The sequence below is a fragment of the Bradyrhizobium sp. YCK136 genome (assembly GCF_044570075.1).
Classification (GTDB): domain Bacteria; phylum Pseudomonadota; class Alphaproteobacteria; order Rhizobiales; family Xanthobacteraceae; genus Bradyrhizobium; species Bradyrhizobium diazoefficiens.
Window position 1 is genome coordinate 6,905,420 of sequence record NZ_CP172424.1, and the last position, 17,226, is coordinate 6,922,645.

The 17,226-nt window shown below is 63.0% G+C and carries 21 protein-coding genes and 2 pseudogenes; 3 read left to right on the plus strand and 20 right to left on the minus strand.

Annotated features, from left to right (window positions below; all coding sequences use genetic code 11):
- Window positions 1-20: 20 nt before the first annotated feature.
- From ACFLEY_RS33340 to ACFLEY_RS33395, 12 genes are all read right to left on the minus strand, one after another.
- A complete protein-coding gene (locus ACFLEY_RS33340; RefSeq protein ID WP_060910534.1) occupies window positions 21-1,757 on the minus strand; it encodes a VirD2 family relaxase/mobilization nuclease in 1,737 nt (578 codons plus the stop codon).
- A 531-nt stretch (window positions 1,758-2,288) separates the two neighbouring features.
- On the minus strand, window positions 2,289-2,831 hold the full coding sequence (locus tag ACFLEY_RS33345; RefSeq protein WP_373565993.1) for a lytic transglycosylase domain-containing protein: 543 nt from the start codon (window positions 2,829-2,831) through the stop codon (window positions 2,289-2,291).
- Window positions 2,832-3,201: 370 nt separating this feature from the next.
- A complete protein-coding gene (locus ACFLEY_RS33350) occupies window positions 3,202-3,537 on the minus strand; it encodes a DUF736 domain-containing protein (RefSeq protein WP_060910533.1) in 336 nt (111 codons plus the stop codon).
- A gap of 36 nt (window positions 3,538-3,573) precedes the next feature.
- Window positions 3,574-4,119, minus strand: a complete 546-nt coding sequence (locus tag ACFLEY_RS33355; protein WP_060910532.1) for a S26 family signal peptidase — start codon at window positions 4,117-4,119, stop codon at window positions 3,574-3,576.
- The gene (locus ACFLEY_RS33360) at window positions 4,116-4,634 is read right to left on the minus strand and encodes a DUF2840 domain-containing protein (protein WP_060910531.1); all 519 of its coding nucleotides are present in this window, start codon (window positions 4,632-4,634) and stop codon (window positions 4,116-4,118) included. Before ACFLEY_RS33360 ends, ACFLEY_RS33355 begins: the two co-directional genes overlap by 4 nt.
- A complete protein-coding gene (locus ACFLEY_RS33365) occupies window positions 4,621-4,887 on the minus strand; it encodes a hypothetical protein (protein ID WP_060910530.1) in 267 nt (88 codons plus the stop codon). The genes ACFLEY_RS33360 and ACFLEY_RS33365 overlap by 14 nt, the downstream gene beginning before the upstream one ends.
- Complete coding sequence (gene parA, locus ACFLEY_RS33370) at window positions 4,884-5,522, minus strand: ParA family partition ATPase (RefSeq protein WP_060910529.1); 639 nt, start codon at window positions 5,520-5,522, stop codon at window positions 4,884-4,886. The genes ACFLEY_RS33365 and parA overlap by 4 nt, the downstream gene beginning before the upstream one ends.
- Window positions 5,519-6,643, minus strand: coding sequence for a replication initiator protein A (locus ACFLEY_RS33375; RefSeq protein WP_211434197.1), 1,125 nt, complete (start codon window positions 6,641-6,643; stop codon window positions 5,519-5,521). The genes parA and ACFLEY_RS33375 overlap by 4 nt, the downstream gene beginning before the upstream one ends.
- Before the next feature lie 13 nt (window positions 6,644-6,656).
- Window positions 6,657-6,908: an AlpA family transcriptional regulator gene (locus ACFLEY_RS33380; RefSeq protein WP_060910527.1), complete on the minus strand. Its 252-nt coding sequence runs from the start codon at window positions 6,906-6,908 to the stop codon at window positions 6,657-6,659.
- A 202-nt stretch (window positions 6,909-7,110) separates the two neighbouring features.
- Window positions 7,111-7,626 carry a DUF2285 domain-containing protein gene (locus ACFLEY_RS33385; protein ID WP_171901223.1) on the minus strand — a complete coding sequence of 172 codons (516 nt, stop codon included), beginning with the start codon at window positions 7,624-7,626 and terminating at the stop codon, window positions 7,111-7,113.
- Window positions 7,627-7,687: 61 nt separating this feature from the next.
- The gene (locus ACFLEY_RS33390; protein WP_171901222.1) at window positions 7,688-7,897 is read right to left on the minus strand and encodes a transcriptional regulator domain-containing protein; all 210 of its coding nucleotides are present in this window, start codon (window positions 7,895-7,897) and stop codon (window positions 7,688-7,690) included.
- A 120-nt stretch (window positions 7,898-8,017) separates the two neighbouring features.
- On the minus strand, window positions 8,018-8,281 hold the full coding sequence (locus ACFLEY_RS33395; RefSeq protein WP_082755975.1) for a DUF2285 domain-containing protein: 264 nt from the start codon (window positions 8,279-8,281) through the stop codon (window positions 8,018-8,020).
- Window positions 8,282-8,511: 230 nt separating this feature from the next.
- Here ACFLEY_RS33395 and ACFLEY_RS33400 point away from each other — a divergent pair, with 230 nt between their 5' ends.
- Both ACFLEY_RS33400 and ACFLEY_RS33405 read left to right on the plus strand, forming a co-directional pair.
- Complete coding sequence (locus tag ACFLEY_RS33400) at window positions 8,512-8,745, plus strand: helix-turn-helix domain-containing protein (RefSeq protein ID WP_060910525.1); 234 nt, start codon at window positions 8,512-8,514, stop codon at window positions 8,743-8,745.
- A gap of 153 nt (window positions 8,746-8,898) precedes the next feature.
- Complete coding sequence (locus ACFLEY_RS33405; RefSeq protein WP_060910524.1) at window positions 8,899-9,309, plus strand: hypothetical protein; 411 nt, start codon at window positions 8,899-8,901, stop codon at window positions 9,307-9,309.
- A 93-nt stretch (window positions 9,310-9,402) separates the two neighbouring features.
- Here ACFLEY_RS33405 and ACFLEY_RS33410 read toward each other — a convergent pair.
- From ACFLEY_RS33410 to ACFLEY_RS33425, 4 genes and pseudogenes are all read right to left on the minus strand, one after another.
- Window positions 9,403-9,579, minus strand: a pseudogene (locus ACFLEY_RS33410) (DUF736 domain-containing protein); the annotation flags it as partial.
- 163 nt (window positions 9,580-9,742) lie between these two features.
- Window positions 9,743-10,039, minus strand: coding sequence for a DUF736 domain-containing protein (locus ACFLEY_RS33415; protein WP_060912888.1), 297 nt, complete (start codon window positions 10,037-10,039; stop codon window positions 9,743-9,745).
- A gap of 478 nt (window positions 10,040-10,517) precedes the next feature.
- Complete coding sequence (locus tag ACFLEY_RS33420; RefSeq protein WP_060910363.1) at window positions 10,518-11,528, minus strand: tyrosine-type recombinase/integrase; 1,011 nt, start codon at window positions 11,526-11,528, stop codon at window positions 10,518-10,520.
- Window positions 11,525-12,469, minus strand: coding sequence for a tyrosine-type recombinase/integrase (locus tag ACFLEY_RS33425; RefSeq protein WP_396604307.1), 945 nt, complete (start codon window positions 12,467-12,469; stop codon window positions 11,525-11,527). Before ACFLEY_RS33425 ends, ACFLEY_RS33420 begins: the two co-directional genes overlap by 4 nt.
- Before the next feature lie 500 nt (window positions 12,470-12,969).
- Between ACFLEY_RS33425 and ACFLEY_RS33430 the strand changes: the two genes are divergently transcribed.
- Window positions 12,970-13,269, plus strand: a complete 300-nt coding sequence (locus tag ACFLEY_RS33430) for a DUF736 domain-containing protein (protein WP_060910365.1) — start codon at window positions 12,970-12,972, stop codon at window positions 13,267-13,269.
- A gap of 36 nt (window positions 13,270-13,305) precedes the next feature.
- On the opposite strand, the gene ACFLEY_RS33435 is transcribed toward ACFLEY_RS33430, so the two are convergent.
- The 4 genes and pseudogenes from ACFLEY_RS33435 to ACFLEY_RS33450 all read right to left on the minus strand — a co-directional run bounded on the left by ACFLEY_RS33435 (window position 13,306) and on the right by ACFLEY_RS33450 (window position 17,034).
- Window positions 13,306-15,744: a DEAD/DEAH box helicase gene (locus ACFLEY_RS33435; protein WP_060910522.1), complete on the minus strand. Its 2,439-nt coding sequence runs from the start codon at window positions 15,742-15,744 to the stop codon at window positions 13,306-13,308.
- A 185-nt stretch (window positions 15,745-15,929) separates the two neighbouring features.
- Window positions 15,930-16,088, minus strand: a pseudogene (locus tag ACFLEY_RS33440) (DUF736 family protein); the annotation flags it as partial.
- Window positions 16,089-16,178: 90 nt separating this feature from the next.
- Window positions 16,179-16,535, minus strand: a complete 357-nt coding sequence (locus ACFLEY_RS33445) for a hypothetical protein (protein ID WP_060910521.1) — start codon at window positions 16,533-16,535, stop codon at window positions 16,179-16,181.
- A gap of 4 nt (window positions 16,536-16,539) precedes the next feature.
- Window positions 16,540-17,034 carry a hypothetical protein gene (locus ACFLEY_RS33450; RefSeq protein ID WP_060910520.1) on the minus strand — a complete coding sequence of 165 codons (495 nt, stop codon included), beginning with the start codon at window positions 17,032-17,034 and terminating at the stop codon, window positions 16,540-16,542.
- Window positions 17,035-17,226 lie beyond the last annotated feature (192 nt).

Below are 17,226 nucleotides of genomic sequence, written 5' to 3' on the forward strand. Positions count from 1 at the left end.
TCGGTGATTGGAGGATTCGCTCATAGGCCAAGCCCACGGTTGCGCCCAAAACCCCAATCGATGCCGCCATCCGCGCGCGCGACGCCGGAGACATGCCGGCCGAGTTGCTTTTCCAGTGAGGGCGTCCAGAGCACCAGTTGGAAGCCGAGACCACCGTCGATCATGGCGAAGCGGCCGGAGGCGAGCGCGAAGCGCTGCCGATAGGTGCCGGCGACATATTCGCCCGCGGCCGACGGATTGAACGGCTGGCCGGTCTCGGCTGCGAGCTGCTTGCCGAGATCCTCCAATTCTCGGCGCCGCAGGGTGCCGATAAGGTTCTTCGCGAACACGAGCCCGCGCGACTGGCGCTCAGCGAGTCCCTGTTCGATGAGCTGCCCGGCCCGCTGTTGCATGGCATCGCGAACCTCGGCGCCGAAGCCGGCCTGGCCGAGTGACACTGGATCGCGCGCGACGGCCTGCCGGTCGAGCCATGTCGCACCGCTTGCGGTCACCTGCGCTTCGATCGACAGATCAGAGCGGACGGCGAGCGCTGCGCGCCGTTGCCCTCTCGTGTCGTCGAATTTGCGGAGCTCGACGATCGAGCCCGGCGCGCTGTCGCCAGCCGCGTCGAGGTCGGGGAACCTGATGTGGTGAGTGCGGCCGTCGACGCCATCGACCACGGCATAGGCGGTCCCCTTGAGTTCGTCGTCCAGACCGCGATCGACGAGGCGTCCAATGATGGGAACGTCCAGGCTTTCGCCTGCCAGCACGTAGCTGCCACTCCCGCGCTCGATGCCGCGTTCGGTCAGGCTTCGGTGGATACGCTTGATGATGTCGCCGCGCTCGCTGAGTTCGCGCAACGTCGTCTCGGCCGCCTCGTCCATGACCCATTGGCCTGGCCCGATCTGATGAGCAACGCCGAGGCGCTCCAAGCGCCGCAGCCGCCCGACCTTCAACGCATGAAACTGATCCGGCTGCTGCACCGGATCGGGGGCAAGGTCGATGAGGCCATGCCGGTCTGCATCGCGAACAAGCTGGCGGTCGAGCTGTGTCCACCGCTCGGCTTCGACCTGGCGCTCGAGCGAACGGCGGATGTCGAGTTCGGAGCGCGGTCCGAGTTCTTGCGTGACCAAGTCCTGCGCGCGAGCGCGCATCCCCTCCTTGATGTAGTCGCGGGAAATGACGAGGTCCTGGCCGTCCCTGGCGACGCCACACACGATGATGTGCACGTGCGGGTGCTGAGTGTTCCAGTGATCGACGCCCACCCAGTCGAGCTTGGTGCCGAGGTCCACTTCCATCTGACTAACCAAATCGCGGGCGAAACCCTTGAGGTCGGCCATATCAGGCGCATCCTCGGGCGAGACGATGAAGCGGAAATGGTGGCGGTCATTCTGACAGCGTTCGGCAAAGGCCTTGGGATCGGCATCCTCGGTGTCGGGGCCGAACAGGTGGGCCTTCTCCCCGTCCCGGGTGACGCCCTCGCGCCGGAGATAGCCGAGATGGGCGGCGAGCGGCGCCGATCTCGCTCTATGCCGGACAACGCGTGTCTTGATCGTCACCAGCCGCGAGCGCCCGGTCAGCAAACGGTTCGCCCGCACGCTGGCGAGGCGGCCGCGGCCGAAGCGCGAATGACGGCTCACGAGTTGGCCAGCTCGCGAAATGCCGCCACCGGCGCGCTGAGCGGCAGCGAGCGCCTGGGCGATGAAGGGTTTTGCCCGCTGGGCCCGCGAGGAGCGGATGCGGCCGGGCCGAGGCTGAAAATCGTTCTCTTCAGCCATGGCCAGGCCCGGCAATGTGCGAGACGTCGAATCCCCACAATGAGTTGCTGGCGAGGCGCACATTGCGCGCCGAAGCCGCACATTGCGGACCCGAGGAAAAATGGCAGCACAAACAACCCACCGACCGAGCCGCACATTGCGGCCTTTTATCTCGCCATCGTCCGGTCGGTACTTGCGGCGATTTGCGACAGGGTCGGGTCATTGCGGTAGATCCTTCAATAGCGCCTGCCCGAACACGTTGGCTGGCGGCCGATTCATTGCGAAAGAGCCGCCGCGACTTGGCAGTTGACTTGCGAAGCCCCGCTGCTTGCGAGCGTTTGCGATAGCGATCGTTACCCGAAGGGCCGAGACACCCGTAGGGTGGCTCGGTGAGGAGCGAAGCGACGAGTAGAGCGCGGGCCGAAGGCATCGCCCTATCCCATCCGATGGTGCTGGTAAGCCGCCGTCGCGTGGCGGATACGCAGATCTCCGCAACAAGGGTGTGTGCAGACGTCACGCGATCCGCGCATTGATCTTGAAAACGCCGTGCAGTCATTGCGTTCGCCCCGTGGCCGAGAGCGCGACGAACAGGCCCTCCGACTGCGGCGCAATCGCCGAAATATCATGCACCGGAGTGGCAACTGAGCCGCCGTCCGCGGGTTGATCGAGCGCCGCTCGCGCGCTACGAGACGGACCGTCAACGTGGCCGAAAAACAGTGGCGCTCGCGTCCAGGATGAACGAGAAGAGGCCGCGATGAGAAGAGGTCTTGGTGCCCTCTCCGCATCGACAAAAGGGACGATGGCCCCGACATAGGCGACGGTCTCGGCAGGTAGGGGACGATGTCTGTCGCGAAACTCCTCGTAGCGGCCGGGACCCGCATTATAGGCCGCGAGAAAGCCCGGCGAACCGTAACGGTCGTGCAGTTCGCGAAGGAAGGCGGCACCGGCGAGGATATTGTCATGGGGATCGAAGGGATCACGCCCGAAACCGTAACGAGCGCGCATATCCGCCCAGGTCTTGGGCATGAGCTGCATCAGGCCGAGCGCACCTTTCGGTGAGACGGCACGCCGATCGCCGTTGCTCTCGACCCGCATGACGGCGCGTATCCACGCAGCCGGAATGCCAAAACGCTGCGCAGCTTCTGCTACATCAGCGACATAGCGGTCGCTTGCTGTTTGACTTCGCGTCGACGCTTTCTGTGCAGACGCCGACGGCACAGACCCACCAATCGCCAGCAGGCCGGTAAGGAGGAGAACGGCAAAGCCCGCCCTGGTTCCGACATCACGGCGAGACCTCGTGCTGCTCACCAACGGCGAGCACGGACCGCCGGTTTGACCACCGCCGTGCGCGGCGGCCGGCCGACGGCTGCGCGGACCGGAGCGATGAGACGGCTTTACCGCAAACAAAGGGATAGAGCTTCGACGCGCCTCGTCGGCGGCACGCGTGACGGGACCCTGCATGCAATCAGTCCCGCTCGGCGCGCTGGGGCAGACGATTCCAGTTGAGCGTCCAGGCCGACTTGTCGTCGGTCGATTGAAAGAGATTTGCTCGGATCGGCCGCGGCAGCGCGGGGTCGTCGATGACGAGCGAAACGTAATCACCGGCCTTCTCGCCGGTACGCTTCCAACCTGCGCCGATCTCCGGGCCGCCGGCATCGCCGAGGCGGATGCGGTAGTCCGGCGCGTTCTCGGCATCCGAGGATTCGGCCGGGACGAGGGTGAGAATCCGCTCGAAGAACAGTGTTTCAACGCGTCCGGTGAAGCCGGACTTGTCGCGGGTGAACTGGCCGATTTGCGCCATGGGAAAGCTCCTGGGTTGGCGGGTTTAAGAAGCGGGTCAATGGGTGGCGGCGCGCCAGACGAAACGGCCGTCGCCGGCCTCGTCGGTCCAAAGCGGGACCGCGCGCGCGACGATCGAGGTGACGGGGAGCGCGCCGAAATAGCGGCCGTCCAAGCTGTCCGGGACGGTCGGATTCATAAGGAAGACCTCACCCGGCTCGAGGGTGTGGCAACCGCTCCAACGCGGCAGCGGACGGCCGAGATGATCGTCGTCGTGTGCGGCGCCGACATCGACTGCATCGACCGTGATGGCATCGCCCGACCGGCACACAGTTTGTCCGCGCAGCGCCATCACACGCTTCAGCAGCGGCAGACCTTTCGGAAGAAAGCCGTCATCGGCGAGAAAGCTCGCGATTGGTTCTGGAAGCCGGACTGCAACCAGTTCCAAGTCGCGCAACTCTCCGACCGAATGCAGCGCGTAGAGCCCTCTTGGCGTGCTCGCGGTAGCGTTCCAGATCAGCCGCGGTGCGGGATGGACCAGCGCCAAGGCACCGGCGACCAACGCCGCAATGTAGGTCAACATGAGATAGCCGAAGCGGGTCATGGCGTGACACTCCGGCGCTTGAGCCAGGCGACATGCTGCTCGCGCGTGTAGGCGCGCGGCACATGGTCGGCAGCGAGACGGTTGTGCAGATGTCGCCAGTATTCCGGCGCGGCGTCGGCCGGATCGATGCAGAGCGCCTCAATGGCGTCGATTGCTTGCAACACGCGCTCAACCTTCGGCCAGCTGTCGACACGCAGCAGGATTTCGCCGCCGGGGCGAACGAATGGCAGCGTCTGATAGCGCTGGCCGGACTCCACGGCGCGCACGATGTCCATGCGCGATACCACGGTGCCGTAGTCATTCGATGCCCAGCGGACGAAGCCGAAGATGCTGCCGGGCGCAAAAATGGAGATGCTGCGGCGACGGTCGAGGATCTTCTCTTCGGCACGGCGGCCGAAGCGCAGCCAGTGCTCGATCCGCTTCTCGATCCAGGTCAGCTCGACATGGGTGAGCGCAACGTCGCGTCGGTGCGAGGACGGCACGGCGCGCGGCGGCAAGGCCTCATTGTCGTTCATGACGGCTCTCCAGGGTATCGGCGGGGAACTCTCGCGCCAGCAAGTCGCGGAGCATGTCGGCGACGGTCACGCCGCGCTGGAACGCGGCGACCTTGATGCGGCCGCGCAGCGTCGGCGTGACGTCGATGGTCAAACGCGCGGTGAATGCGTCCCCCTCATCCACGCGGCGCGGCGGTGCGTCGTTGGCCTTGATCCAGCTTTCGGCATCGCCGGGACGCGAAGCGACGCCGCGCTTGGTGGAGCGCTCGCTCATGGCGCGAACCTCGCAACTTCAGCCGCGACCGCGGCGATCTCGCGGGCGGCGGCGTTCTGCTCGGCGAACTCGAAGACGAGCCGTCCTGACTGAGCGGCGTCGGCGAAGACAACGCGTTGGCCGATGGTGCTGGCGAGCACCGGCGGGTCGTGATCGGCGAGAGTTTCAGCGGTCTCGCGCGCGATGATCGTGCGCGCACCACAACGATTGAGCACAAAACGAGCAGCAAGCTGCGGACGATAGATGCGAGCCTCGCGCAGCAGATCGAGCATCTCGGCCGACGCCCAGCCGTCGAACGGCGAGGGTTGCACGGGGATCAGCACCAGGTCGGCGGCCAGCAGCGCCGAACGCATCAACCCAGCGACGCGCGGCGGCCCATCAATGACAACATGATCGGCCGTACGAGCGATCTCCGGCGCCTCGCGGTGGAGCGTATCGCGCGCAAGGCCAACGACGCCGAATAGCCGCGCCACGTTCTCCCGTGCCCGCTGCTGCGACCAGTCCAATGCCGAGCCTTGGGGATCAGCATCGATTAGCGTCACGCGCCTGCCGCGCAGCGCCCATTCACCGGCAAGATGCAGGGCGAGCGTGGTCTTGCCAACACCGCCCTTCTGGTTGAGCACGGCGACGATCATCGCTTGCCTCCCGGCTTGTGGTCGAGAAGCGGCAGAGATTGTTGTGTTGGGTGCTTGGTTGACGGCGCCTCAGCGCACGGCGATGCGTCCGAGTTGTTATCCTCAGGACGTACCGGCTCACTACAACAGTTAGATTCTAAGTTAGACTCTAAGTTAGGACGAGCGATCGCGGTTTCCGGCCAAAGCGTTAGCTGTGGTTTGCACTCCCGGAATCCCGATACCGGCACGCCCGGAGTCCCGATAGCGTGAACGCCCGAAGTCCCGAGATGATTCACAGCGCCATCCACAGGTGCTGTGAATGACTTGCCTGGCAGGATGCGCAGCAGTTCTCGGCGTTCCCTGCGTTCGATGCTCAGGCGGTAGCCTGGCAGCGGTTGACGCGCCGCGATCCGGCGGAGATCAAAGGCGAAGTCAGCAGGCTTGGCGAGACTGCCGGATTTCTTGTGGAGGTGTGCGACCTCGAACGGCCATCCTCTCGGCTGACGGCCGGCGTGCTTGCGCGCGACGCGGTAGAGCCAGCGCTCGATTCCGCCGGTCAGGCTGAAATAGGCCGGATCAATCGTGAGAACGAGTGAGCGATCGATGACGCCGCGATAGAACCAGTCGGGAAGAACGAATTCCATTCCCTGCACCCGACCGTCGCGCGTCGCGCATTCCTCCCATTCGTTGATCCATGAGAACTGGTGGCGCCGCCAGTGCTCGCCCTGCCGGATGCTGGTGCGGATGACGGTCGCTTGCAGACGGGTCAGTGCGCCCTTCAAGAGCTTGTAGTCCCGCGCCCCCGTTTGCCGGCCAACCGCGATCAGGAGTTGGTAGGGCGTGAAACGGAGGAAGCGCGAGGTTTTCAGGCCAACGTTCTCGGCCTCGACAATCTGGCTGGCTGCCCAAATCAGCACGTCGGCATCCCAGATGGTGGCCATACCGTGCTCTGGAACCGCATAAACCTCGACGCGGACGTCGCCGGCCTCGTAAAGGATTGGCGCCGTCCGCTTGGCCTTGGCGAGCGAAAAGAACGGCCGCTCCATCAAGTCGCGCTGATCGCGCGGGCTGGCATCGCCGGTGGCGACAACGAACGGGTCGAGCTTGCTGCGCTCGCTGGGTGTGATGAGTCGACGCGACATGGAGATTGCTGCCTTAGCGGTGCGCGTTACCGGCGGCGCGTGCCTCGAGATAGCGAGGATCCGACGTTGAAGTGCAGGCGGCCTGATCGGCCCATGCTTCGAGATCGCCGATCGCGTAGACGACGCGGCCTCCGAGCTTGCGGAAGGTCGGGCCATTGCCATGACAGCGATACTTCTCGAGCGTGCGCGGCGAGATGCCGAGGAGGCGCGCGGCCTCGGGGGTGCGCACGTAGCGGGTCGCGGGTTGCGCAGGCCTATCGAGCATGGGAGATCTCCGTCTTGCCTCGAAGCGCCGCGGCCAAGTCGCGGCATGTCCGGGCCACAGTGGCGGAGAGTTCAGGCGTTGGGGGTGGACGAAAATCTACGTATGTTTGTGTCCCCCCATAGTCGCAACCAGGCGAAGCCAGGCGCTACCAGAAGGCGCGAGTTAACTCATCGGGACGATGGCTTTGAGGGATTGGGGCCGATCATAGGCCGCGTAGAAGTTTCAGATAGCCGCGCTCGACCAGGGCAACGGAATCATGAATGAGCCGGTTGGCCTTACGGCGGGCATGAGAATCTTTCCACTCGACCGAACGACGCTGGGCATGTTCGGAGGCGAGCACCTTCGCTGCCACGTCTCGCGGGCCGCCGCCCAGGTCGTGGACGTCGAAGGCATGAAGAAGCTGTATCAGTCGCCGTTTCTGAAACGACGTCAGCCGCAGCGCTGCCGGCAGGAGACTGGTGCGCTGGCCAGCAAGGCGGCGGGCGAAGTGCAGCGCCACGTCGGCCCGCAGTTCGCCCATGCTGTCGAGCGGCACAAGCACGGCGGGGCGGCGTGCGGCTTGCTCGTCGCGTAAACCGACATGGAGCTCACCCGAGCCGTCAGCGACAACTAGCTCGCGACCGTCCGCATCTGTCCGCTCGACGATCGGCAGTCCGAAAGCGTCGCGATCAATCGAATGAACGGTCTCGAAATCCGGCGGTGCAGGCGTCAGGATCAAAGTTCCCGGTGATGCCTCAGGCAGCCAAAGAGCTGGTTCGGGCCCAACCGGAGAGGCGGGGTCATGGGCGACACCGCAACCTCCATCGACGCGCGAAACTAGTTCGGATGGTTTCGGGATCAGCGCCAGGGCGCGCGATCTCGCGCTCAGTTCGCGCGAAGTCGCGGCGGTAGTCGGCATTGCGGCGCAGGAACTCAAGGGCGAAGCCCGGACGCTCAAGGCGATTCAGGCGTTCGACGGTCTCCGGCGAGCGCCAGTACTGGGTCGGCATCGTCTGTCTTCTCGTCTTTTTGTTCTGTGCCCCGCACCACGTTTCCATAAAGACGCTACAAGAGAGTAGACCCGGAGGTTGCATCACGCGAGATCGCAATTTGCGTGATTGGGCGCAAACTCATTGCATCCGCGGTTCCAAAAGGTCCTGATATCCGGCTTCCACCATCCATCGCGCGCGCGCGAGATGGCTATCATGGACATTTCTGGCACGATCTGGTTCGCGCGCGGGGTCGAGGCCGAAGATCACACTGACCACCTCACGCCAGTCAGCGCCTTCCTCTTCGGCCATCAACAACCGAACATGGATTGCGAGATGTTTCTCGTCATAGGCGTTGACGCGCTCCGTTATTGGCGGCCTGTCCTGAAATGGCGCTTCGTTCATTGCAATTGCCCCTCAGCATTGATGCAGCGATTAGAATTCATCTAACCCCGAATTCTTACAAGCTGCGAAATCGTCACGCACGATTTGTGTGGTGATGCACGGGCTGCATCACGGCCCTCCCCGGAAGTAGCAAACTGGAGCCAAACGGGAAGGAATGATTATCACAGCGCGATGCGAATCGGAACGATCATTCCTGGAACGATCGTGCCGATGCAAGTTCCCTCGTCGCCATGGATCTCAAGGAGGTCATGGCGGTCAATTTGCGTCGGATACGCCATGTGAAGAAAATGACGCAGGAAGAGTTGGCCGATGGCGCAGGGCTAAGTGTCCGCTACGTCGGCGCAATTGAACGCGCCGATGTGTCGGCCAGCGTCACGGTGCTCGGCCGCATCGCGGAGGCGCTAGGCGTCGAAGCAGCCGATCTCGTCAAGCGAACGGCCGCTCATCCTCACCGGGCTCGATGACGGGTTGCATTTGTGCTCTGCCACAACGCTGCCATGTTGAGATTTAACTCTGCGTCTTGTCACGCATAAGTTGATAGCCAGCTTCACATGATGCTGGTCTCATTCAAACTGCGTAACTTAGCAGTGCATGTTGAGTGAGATGGAATTGGCTTCATGACCCTGTACGAGCACTTGCCAGTCGACATCCGCGAGACGGTTGACGCTCTGGTGGTGGAACTCAAACCGCAGCCCTGGCCGGCTCGATTCCTCGCATTGATCGGCCTGCTCGGAGAGAAGTTGGAAGCCATGACTGAGCGGGAGCCTTGGAATTTGATCCAACAATGGACCGCCTTGATGACGGCAACATTGGAGCACATGCAGCCCGATAGTTCGGTCGTCGAATGCGTGGGCCTGATGAGCATCAGTTTCAACGATCAATGGCGCGCTCAGGCACTCGGCCAGATCGAGCGGGATCCCACGGTGCTGGATCGTTTGGTTGCGGCGTGCCCCGACTGGGGAGACATCGTCGACAGCGTGTTGGAGGCCAATCAACGCCGGCCGATCAAGGCGATACGTGCCCGCTGATCGCAAGCTTGGTTTCTCTCAGGCACTTTGTCGCGATTCTTAAGCTTTGCAATGCCTCGCCCGGGCCAGCCGGGCGAGGCATTGCGGGTCGGCTCAGTCGCCGTTCCGACGGCCGGGGCGAGACCAGATCAGGCTGAAGCCCTCACCGTCCTCGTCGTCGAAGAGGTTGGCGAAGATCGGCGCGGTGAAGCTCGGATCGTCGAGTTTGAGGCCGAGATAATCACGGCCCTCGTTGGAGCGCTTGGCCCAAGCGGCCCCGATCTCGGCCTTATGTGGTGCACAACATAAGACCGATTATGCGGAGCGTGGCGTTATGCGGAGTAGCGTGATTTGAGCGCAGGTTTTTCAGCGGGTTTTGGATGGCGGCGCTCCGCATAATATCGTTGAGGAGAGCCGCGGCGCCTCGCGCGAGGCGAGACGCCGCAAGCCCAGGTCAGCGCGACCAGACGAGCGCGTAGCCGTCATCGACCGCGACGAGGTTGGCGTAGATCGGCGCCGGGAAGGACGGGTCGTCGAGCTTCACCGAGTGATAGACGGTGTTCTCTTTCGAGGTCCGCTGCCACGCGGCGCCTATCTCAACGTTGCCGGCCATCACGCGCAGGTCCGGCGCCTTCTCGTTGTCGGAGGGTTCGGTCGGTAGGAAGCGTACCTTGATGTTGAGCAAGAGCGTCTTGATGGTGCCGGTGTACGAGCCATCTTCGGCGCGGGTGAAGGTGCCAATCTGAGCCATGGTAATCTCCTGTTGCTGTTTCAAGCCCGCGACCATCGCGGCCTTGATGGCGATCTTTGAGCGCCGCAACGACCGCCCCGCAGCCTTGGCCTGCAGCGTCAGCGGAGGATGGCGGGCTGAGCGATCTTGTTGCCTCGCGAGGAATGCCGCCGTTTGGCGGCAGGGGAAGAAGATCGCGAACGAGCCATTGCGGGTAAAGGTCGGCGAGCGCAGCGAGCGTATTGTGGCGCGTGATCCGCCAGCAAAAGGCCGGTATGGACGTGGGCCCAAGCAGCCTCACAGGAGAGCATCGGCTCACAGGCATCACCAAGGCCAATGACGGCGTCACCGCACCAACCAGATTCGTGCGCAACAAGAGAGTCCTTCTCCGGTTCCAAGATCGAACGGGAGAAGGCTCAACTTGCTGATGCGGCCGGCGTGATCGTGCAGCCGCACCGAACGGACCGAAGGCGTGTCACCGGAGCATGATAATGAAGCCTCACGTCGTGTCGGACGCAGATGCGTTCTCCAACAAAGAGGCGATCAATGCATCCGGCGCCCTGAACCGACCGCGGCGCAGCTCCGGCGGAACGACCGCTTCCACTGCCTCAAGCTTTTCCGAGGGATCCATGCGGAGATAGACCTCGGTTGTGCGGATATCGGCATGCCCAAGCCACAGCGCCACCTTTCGGATATCGTGCGTCGCCTGCAGCATGATCACCGCACAGCTATGCCGAAGCTGGTGCGGAGAGATCGAACGGCTGCGCAACGACGGGCACGCCTCGGCCGCAGCACGAACGTGCTTGTCGAGCACGTACTCGAAGCCCGCACGGGTCATCGGCTCATCCTGTGCGTTGACGAACAGCTCCGGCACGCGGACTGCTCCCCTGACGCTCAACCAGGCGCGAAGGTCGCGCGCGGTGTCCTTCCAGAGTGGCAGGCAGCGTTCCTTGCGGCCCTTGCCCCGGATCGTCACGCTCGCTCCGTGCTGGAGCGATAGGTTTTCGGTCAGAACGCCGACCAGCTCGGAGACCCGCAAGCCCCCGGCGAAGCAGAGGTGCATCATCGCCCGGTCGCGCACGCCGGATCGTGTCGCAAGATCGGGGGCGTTGAGGATCGCGCGAACCTCCTCCATCGTCAGATGGCGGATGAGCTTCTGGTCGTGGCGCTTGACCGGGATGGCATGGACGCGACCGATCTGCTCCAGGGCGGAGGGCACCCGGTGCTCCACATAGCGCATGAACGTCTTGATGGCGGCGAGCCGCAGGTTGCGCGTGGCGGCGCCATTGCCGCGCTCCTGTTCGATGTGGGCCAGGAAGGCGACAATCAGCGGCGCGTCCAGGTCTTCGATCGTCAGCCGTGACGGACGCGTGCCGAGCCGTTTCGCGGCGAAGTCGAACAACAGCTTGAAGCTGAACGCATAGGTCTCGCAGCTTTCCGGACTGTAGCCGCGCTGGCGGGGCATGTAGTCGCGCAGGAAGCCTGTGATGAGAGGGGCGAGCTTCGTCATGCGACGCTCCCTCCAACCAGCATTTCCGCCGCCGAGGCGATATCCGCCATCATCTCCGGCGTCGCCTGGAGATACCAATAGGTGTTCCGGATGTCGACATGGCCGAGATAGGTCGACAGAGCGACGAAGTGCCGGGCGACCGCGCCACGCTCGACGCCGCATTGTTCGAGCACGCGAGTTGCGAAGGTATGGCGAAGATCGTGGATGCGAGGCTGCTGGCTTCGCTCCGGCGCAATTCCCGCTCGCCGCAAGACGCAGCGGAACGTGTAATTCACGGTCGTCGGGCAGAGCGCCCTGTGCCGGACGGATGGGAACAGCCAATCGCTTGCGCCGGCGTGTTGGCGGCGCGCCTCGAGATAGCGGCCGAGCGCCTCGATGACCGTCGGATGCAGTGGCACGAGCCGGCTCTTGCGGAACTTGGTCTCGCGGACGTGCAGCACACTATCGGGCCCAATGTCGTCAAGCTTGAGCGCGATCGCCTCCGAGACGCGCAGTCCGGTGGCGGCGATCAGCCCGAACAGCATGACGTAGAGCTGGTGACGCAGGGGATTGGGCTTCTGCTGCCGGAGCCTGCCGGCGGCATCGAGGACGGCCAGCGATGGCCAGGTCTCCTCCAGCGACGGCTGCCGCTCCGGCGGCAGGACGTTCTTCTCGCGCAGATAGGCGATGAACAGCGCGGCGGCGCCCTGTGGCGCACGAGTTGTCTTGCCGCCCCGGAACACCGACGCCGATGCGGCGAACCCGGCGGCGAGCGTTTCGACTTCGAAGCCGGACGCGCGGACCCAATCGGCCCACAGCGCGAGCAGGCGCGCCACTTCTGTTATTGTCGCCGGTGTGTACTTCCGCTGCGCGAGCCAGTCCTTGAAGCCATCGACATGCGGTTGCAGCCAGTTGATCCGGACATCGACGCTTCGACGATGTCTGCGCTTTCGTTTTGTCACCACGTTTTCCTTCGAGTTGCTTGTTCACGCCGGGAGCGCCCGGCGCGTCGAGCAAACCGGAGGTTTCGATCCCATTCCATGCGATAGGCGTTTTGCCCACTGGATCCGAACCCGACGTGTCCGTGGAGACCCGTCGGGCGCGGCGTGTGTCGTTGCGTCGGAGCATGGTGGCCGTATTGCCGGAGGGCTGACGCGCCGGCGGCGCCGAACGTGCTGAAGAGGCGCCGACCGCCAACGTCGTTCTCTGCCGACAATGCCGGCGAAGCCCCAGGCGGCCTCTCTTCTGGGCTGTTCTGGCGCCGGTCCGGACTTGGCCTGCAACGGCTCCGCCGACCTTCTTCCCCTGCGGCTGCGCCGCATTCCTCGCGAGGCAACAAGCTCGGCTACCGCCGTCCTCCGCTCACGCTGCGGCCCAAGGGTGCAGTCGTCCGGTCCGTCGCCTCACGACCGCCATCGAGGCCGCATCGGGCGGCTTCGGGCAACTCTCAGGAGATACGACAATGGCTCAGATCGGCACCTTCACCCGCGACGACAACGGCGCCTACGCCGGCACGATCAAGACCCTCACCCTCAACGTCAAGGCTACCATCAAACCCTGCGACCGCGACAACGACAAGGCGCCCGACTATCGCATCACCGCCAACGGTGTCGAGTTCGGCGCCGGCTGGAGCAGGACCGCCCGTGAGACAGGCGCCGAGTACCTCTCGCTCAAGCTCGACGATCCGTCCTTCACGGCTCCGGTCTACGCCTCCCTCGTTCAGGGTGACAAGGGCGAGCACAAGCTCATCTGGTCGCGATGAACCGGCCAAGGGCGCTCCGCTCTCAGCGGGGCGCCACTACTCGATCACGTAGCCTAGCGCGCGATAACCCGCCCGTCGCTTCGCTGCCATCCGGGCCAAAACGGGAACGGTATTATCGACATAGTCGACGACCAAAACGTCTCTCTTGCCATCATGCTGGCGATGCAGACGGCCGACATACTGCGCCAGGGTGCCCTTCCAGGCGATCGGCATCGTCAGGAACAACGTGTCTAATCGGGCGTCATCGAAGCCTTCGCCGATATAGCGACCTGTTGCGAGTATCAGGCGCTCATCATCGTCAGAGACATTCAATTTCGTATTGGCCTGCTTGCGATCCTTCGCGGACATGCCGCCACGCAGCACCACAAGATTTTTCACGAATGGCGAGAATCTCTGCTGAAGATAATCGAGATGGTCTTTTCGTTCCGTCAGAACGATGGGCGAACGCTTGGCTTCAAGCGATTTCAATACATCATCAAAGATAAGGTCATTCCGGCCACTGTCCTGCGCCAGGGCTGCATAGATCGTCGGCATTGACGGGCGTTCGGCCAACGCCAAGGACGGCGGCAATTCAAATTTCGTCGAGCGATCGCGCGCGCGGTGACGAATGCCACGTTCGGCAGCCTGAACTCTTGCATCGACCCGATGGCGAACAGGGCCGCATTGCATGAAGATGATGGGATGATGCCCGTCTTTTCGGGCAACGGTCGCGGACAGGCCGACGACGTATCGCGCTTTTGACCGCCGAGCGACAAGCTCAAAGCTTGCAGCGGACAGATGATGGCATTCGTCGACAATCAGATGACCGTAATTGGCAACGATATCAGCGACCTCTCCATTGCGGACGAGGCTCTGGATGAGCGCCACATCGATGACGCCGGTTGGCTTTCTTTTTCCACCCCCGATAACGCCGATCTGTTTCGGGTCGATGTTCAAGAAGGAACTCAGGCGCTCCACCCATTGAGTGAGTAGTTCCCGGCGATGAACGAGAACCAGTGCGTTGCGGGCGCGATGTGCGATGAGTGCGGCTGCGACAACCGTCTTGCCGAAGGCCGTCGTGGCGGCGAGCACGCCGTTGTCGTAGGCAACGAGAGCATCGAAAGCCCGGGATTGTGGCCCTCGCAGTCCGCCCTGGAACGAGACGCCGGCAGGCAGCGCCGTTCCATCTTCGCGATGATCGTCCAAAATGGCGACCGCCCCGTGACTCTTAATGAGTTCGACAGTTTCGTCGAAGCAGCCGCGAGGCAGAGCAACATGTCGCGGATGGAGCTCGGCGCACGAGACGATCCGAGGCTTGCCGAATGTCGGCAAACGCATTGCTTGCGCGCGATAGAATTCCGGGTTCTGGAACGCTGCCAAGCGAACGAACTGCGCAATCAGGGCCGGCGGAAGTTCTGTCCTGTCGATGTAGACCTGATCAGCGACCACGATCCTGATCTGCTGTGGTATCGCAGCAATGATACGCCGTGGCTCACTACGGCGTGACGGCGACATCTTCCACGGCTCGTCAGCATGTTCGTCATCGACCGGCATCCGGACGCCCAACACCCGTCCCGACAGTTCCGCCTCGTTCGCGATCCCGAAGGCCGCATCAGCTGATAATCTTGGGAGAGACGACAGATACGCCCATTGGTCATCGTAAGGTTGCAGATCTCCGTCGACAAAAACGCTGTTGCCAACTTCGCGAGCTTTTCGTTGGAGGGGAAGTGCAATCAGATTGCCGAAGCCACCAAGTGGCATCGTATCCTGGTTGGGAAAGAACCGATCATAAGAGGAGAAGCCGATCTCGGGACGTTTCTCCATCGTCTCCGTGATCAGGGCCGCCCCCATCTGACGCGCGATCCGCGCCGGGATCGGCTCGCTGAAGAATATCCAGACATGGCCGCCATTTCCCGATCGAGACCGCTCGAGAGCGGCAGCAATGCCCCTGCCGCGGCAGGTTTGCAGGAGCGCCCCGGCGTCCTCCGCCCACGCCTCCTTGTCGAAGTCGGCGGCGAGGAACCAGCATGTTTCGTCCTGGAGCAATGGATATACACCGGCGACAAAGTCACCGGTGCGGGCATCGCCGCCACGAAGGTGCTTTTCGATGATGTCCTCGGAAGGAGGAATGAAAGCCTGATGCGGGCATTCCCCACATTTTACCTTCGGTTTCCCGCAGATTCCTTTCGCCCATTCGTTAGAACAGGCCGGCGAATAACCGGAGCGTCCAGCTTTTCTATTTTCCCATCGCACCGGGAAAACATCAGGACGCCCGGCGAACAGGCGCCGGAACAACTCGATTTTCTCGAGAGACGACGAGTTGTTGGTAACAGCGGCATCGGCAAAAGCGTGCCGTTCGGTCGCACGGCTACCGGAGATCGGCTTTTGCTCAAGCGCTTCCAGTTCACGCTCAAGCTCCGTCCGCTCTGCATTCAGATCAGCTAACCGCCGTCGAATGCGTGCGATTTCCCCCGAAGCGTCATTCTTGTCGACCAACTTTGTAGCCTACGCCTAAATGTTCATGTCGCCCGCAATCATAGACCAAAGACGACCTCCGTTTAAGGCGGACTATGCATCACGACGGCCCAAGGTGTTCGACATTATGCGAAGCAAAATCCGCCAAAACCGGCGGAAATCCAGCCTCACAGGCCAACACTCCGCATAATGCCGCTCTACGCATAATCCACACGGCCGACATAGATCCGGTGGCTGGGGGCGTTGTCGCCCGAGCGGTTGGTTTCGGGGACGATGCGGACGTTCTTGGCCTGAAGCGAGAGGGTGACGATTTCGCCGTTGAACTCGTTGTTGCCGGTCTTCTTGAAGGTGCCGATGGTCGCCATGTAGCTCGATACCTCATGTAACTATCAGGCGTCCATGACGCATAGTATCCGATCCGGATAGCGCTGGGCTCAGTCCGCCAAACACTTTCTTCATATTGGGCGCAGCGCCTGCGGCTTCGACCAGATCGGCCAATATTCGCGCAGCCGGTTCTGGGCTTTCACCCGCGCCGGCAACCCGCCCTGATACTTCTCGACGTAGTCGAGCAGCCGGGCCGTGCCGATCAACCACGTCGCGCCCTTTTTGCCGAGCGACTGCCCCTTGCCGGTGGCATCGTCGTTCCAGCGATAAATTGTCTGGTCCGAAACTTCGCAGATGATCGCCGCCCGCTGGACAGTCAGCAAGCCACCGTTGGAAATCTCATCAATCACATCACCGGATGGCGGCTTCCATCCCAGTTCCGCAAGCATCTGCAAGTGCAGTTCGATCATGCGATTGCGATCAAGCATCAGGTCACCTCCTTTTGGCAACTGGCGGTGGTGTCGCTGGAGTCAGCGACATTGACTGCCCGCCAAACTCCTCCAGTGCCTCCCAGCATTCGTCACGCAGAACCAGCTCGACCTCGGCACGGGAGCGCATCTCGCAGACTGCTGCGAGCTTGCCGGGGATCGACAAGATGCGCTCGCGGAATGCGGCAAAGATGATCTCTACTTGCCGCTGGACCGCCGACAGCGGCGCGTATTCGCGGCGCATGACGGCATTCTTCATTCGCAGTGCAGCCGTCTGCTCGCGTGCCAGCGCCGCGCGGGCTTCGGACAATGCGAGCTTGGACGCGTAGTCACCGTGACCGCCCTTGGCGGCCTGACCGTCCTTGATCAATGCCCGCGCGACCTCCTGAATGTCATACCGGCCGCGCGGCTTCGCCGTCACGACGCCCCGATTGAGCGCGCGGTAGAACGTCGGCCGACTGATGCCGCACCACCTACAGACCTCGGAGATCGTGGACACTTTGTAACCCCTTGGCGAAAGCTAGAGCTACCGAGCCACCACGGCTTCGCCAAATCCGCATTGGCCGGCGCCGGGGAGGACCCCGAAGTCCGAGCGTTCGGCCCCGTTCTTCGCGCCTGCGGTGATCCGCATGTGCCGCCCCGGGCCGCTTTCGGCGCGCAAAGTGGAACGGCACCAACTTCCTGTCGTACA

Excerpts from the sequence above, each read along its gene's own strand:
- parA (WP_060910529.1), bottom strand. The coding sequence starts at position 5,522 with ATGATCGTCGCCGTGCTCAACCAGAAGGGCGGTGTTGGCAAGACCACG.
- ACFLEY_RS33395 (WP_082755975.1), bottom strand. The coding sequence starts at position 8,281 with ATGAACGAAGCGCCATTTCAGGACAGGCCGCCAATAACGGAGCGCGTC.
- ACFLEY_RS33420 (WP_060910363.1), bottom strand. The coding sequence starts at position 11,528 with ATGACGAAGCTCGCCCCTCTCATCACAGGCTTCCTGCGCGACTACATG.
- ACFLEY_RS33445 (WP_060910521.1), bottom strand. The coding sequence starts at position 16,535 with ATGCTTGATCGCAATCGCATGATCGAACTGCACTTGCAGATGCTTGCG.
- ACFLEY_RS33340 (WP_060910534.1), bottom strand. The coding sequence starts at position 1,757 with ATGGCTGAAGAGAACGATTTTCAGCCTCGGCCCGGCCGCATCCGCTCC.
- ACFLEY_RS33375 (WP_211434197.1), bottom strand. The coding sequence starts at position 6,643 with ATGTCGCGTCGACTCATCACACCCAGCGAGCGCAGCAAGCTCGACCCG.
- ACFLEY_RS33430 (WP_060910365.1), top strand. The coding sequence starts at position 12,970 with ATGGCTCAGATCGGCACCTTCACCCGCGACGACAACGGCGCCTACGCC.
- ACFLEY_RS33380 (WP_060910527.1), bottom strand. The coding sequence starts at position 6,908 with ATGCTCGATAGGCCTGCGCAACCCGCGACCCGCTACGTGCGCACCCCC.
- ACFLEY_RS33400 (WP_060910525.1), top strand. The coding sequence starts at position 8,512 with ATGGATCTCAAGGAGGTCATGGCGGTCAATTTGCGTCGGATACGCCAT.
- ACFLEY_RS33415 (WP_060912888.1), bottom strand. The coding sequence starts at position 10,039 with ATGGCTCAGATTGGCACCTTCACCCGCGCCGAAGATGGCTCGTACACC.
- ACFLEY_RS33345 (WP_373565993.1), bottom strand. The coding sequence starts at position 2,831 with ATGCGGGTCGAGAGCAACGGCGATCGGCGTGCCGTCTCACCGAAAGGT.
- ACFLEY_RS33350 (WP_060910533.1), bottom strand. The coding sequence starts at position 3,537 with ATGGCGCAAATCGGCCAGTTCACCCGCGACAAGTCCGGCTTCACCGGA.
- ACFLEY_RS33365 (WP_060910530.1), bottom strand. The coding sequence starts at position 4,887 with ATGAGCGAGCGCTCCACCAAGCGCGGCGTCGCTTCGCGTCCCGGCGAT.
- ACFLEY_RS33355 (WP_060910532.1), bottom strand. The coding sequence starts at position 4,119 with ATGACCCGCTTCGGCTATCTCATGTTGACCTACATTGCGGCGTTGGTC.
- ACFLEY_RS33360 (WP_060910531.1), bottom strand. The coding sequence starts at position 4,634 with ATGAACGACAATGAGGCCTTGCCGCCGCGCGCCGTGCCGTCCTCGCAC.
- ACFLEY_RS33405 (WP_060910524.1), top strand. The coding sequence starts at position 8,899 with ATGACCCTGTACGAGCACTTGCCAGTCGACATCCGCGAGACGGTTGAC.
- ACFLEY_RS33390 (WP_171901222.1), bottom strand. The coding sequence starts at position 7,897 with ATGCCGACCCAGTACTGGCGCTCGCCGGAGACCGTCGAACGCCTGAAT.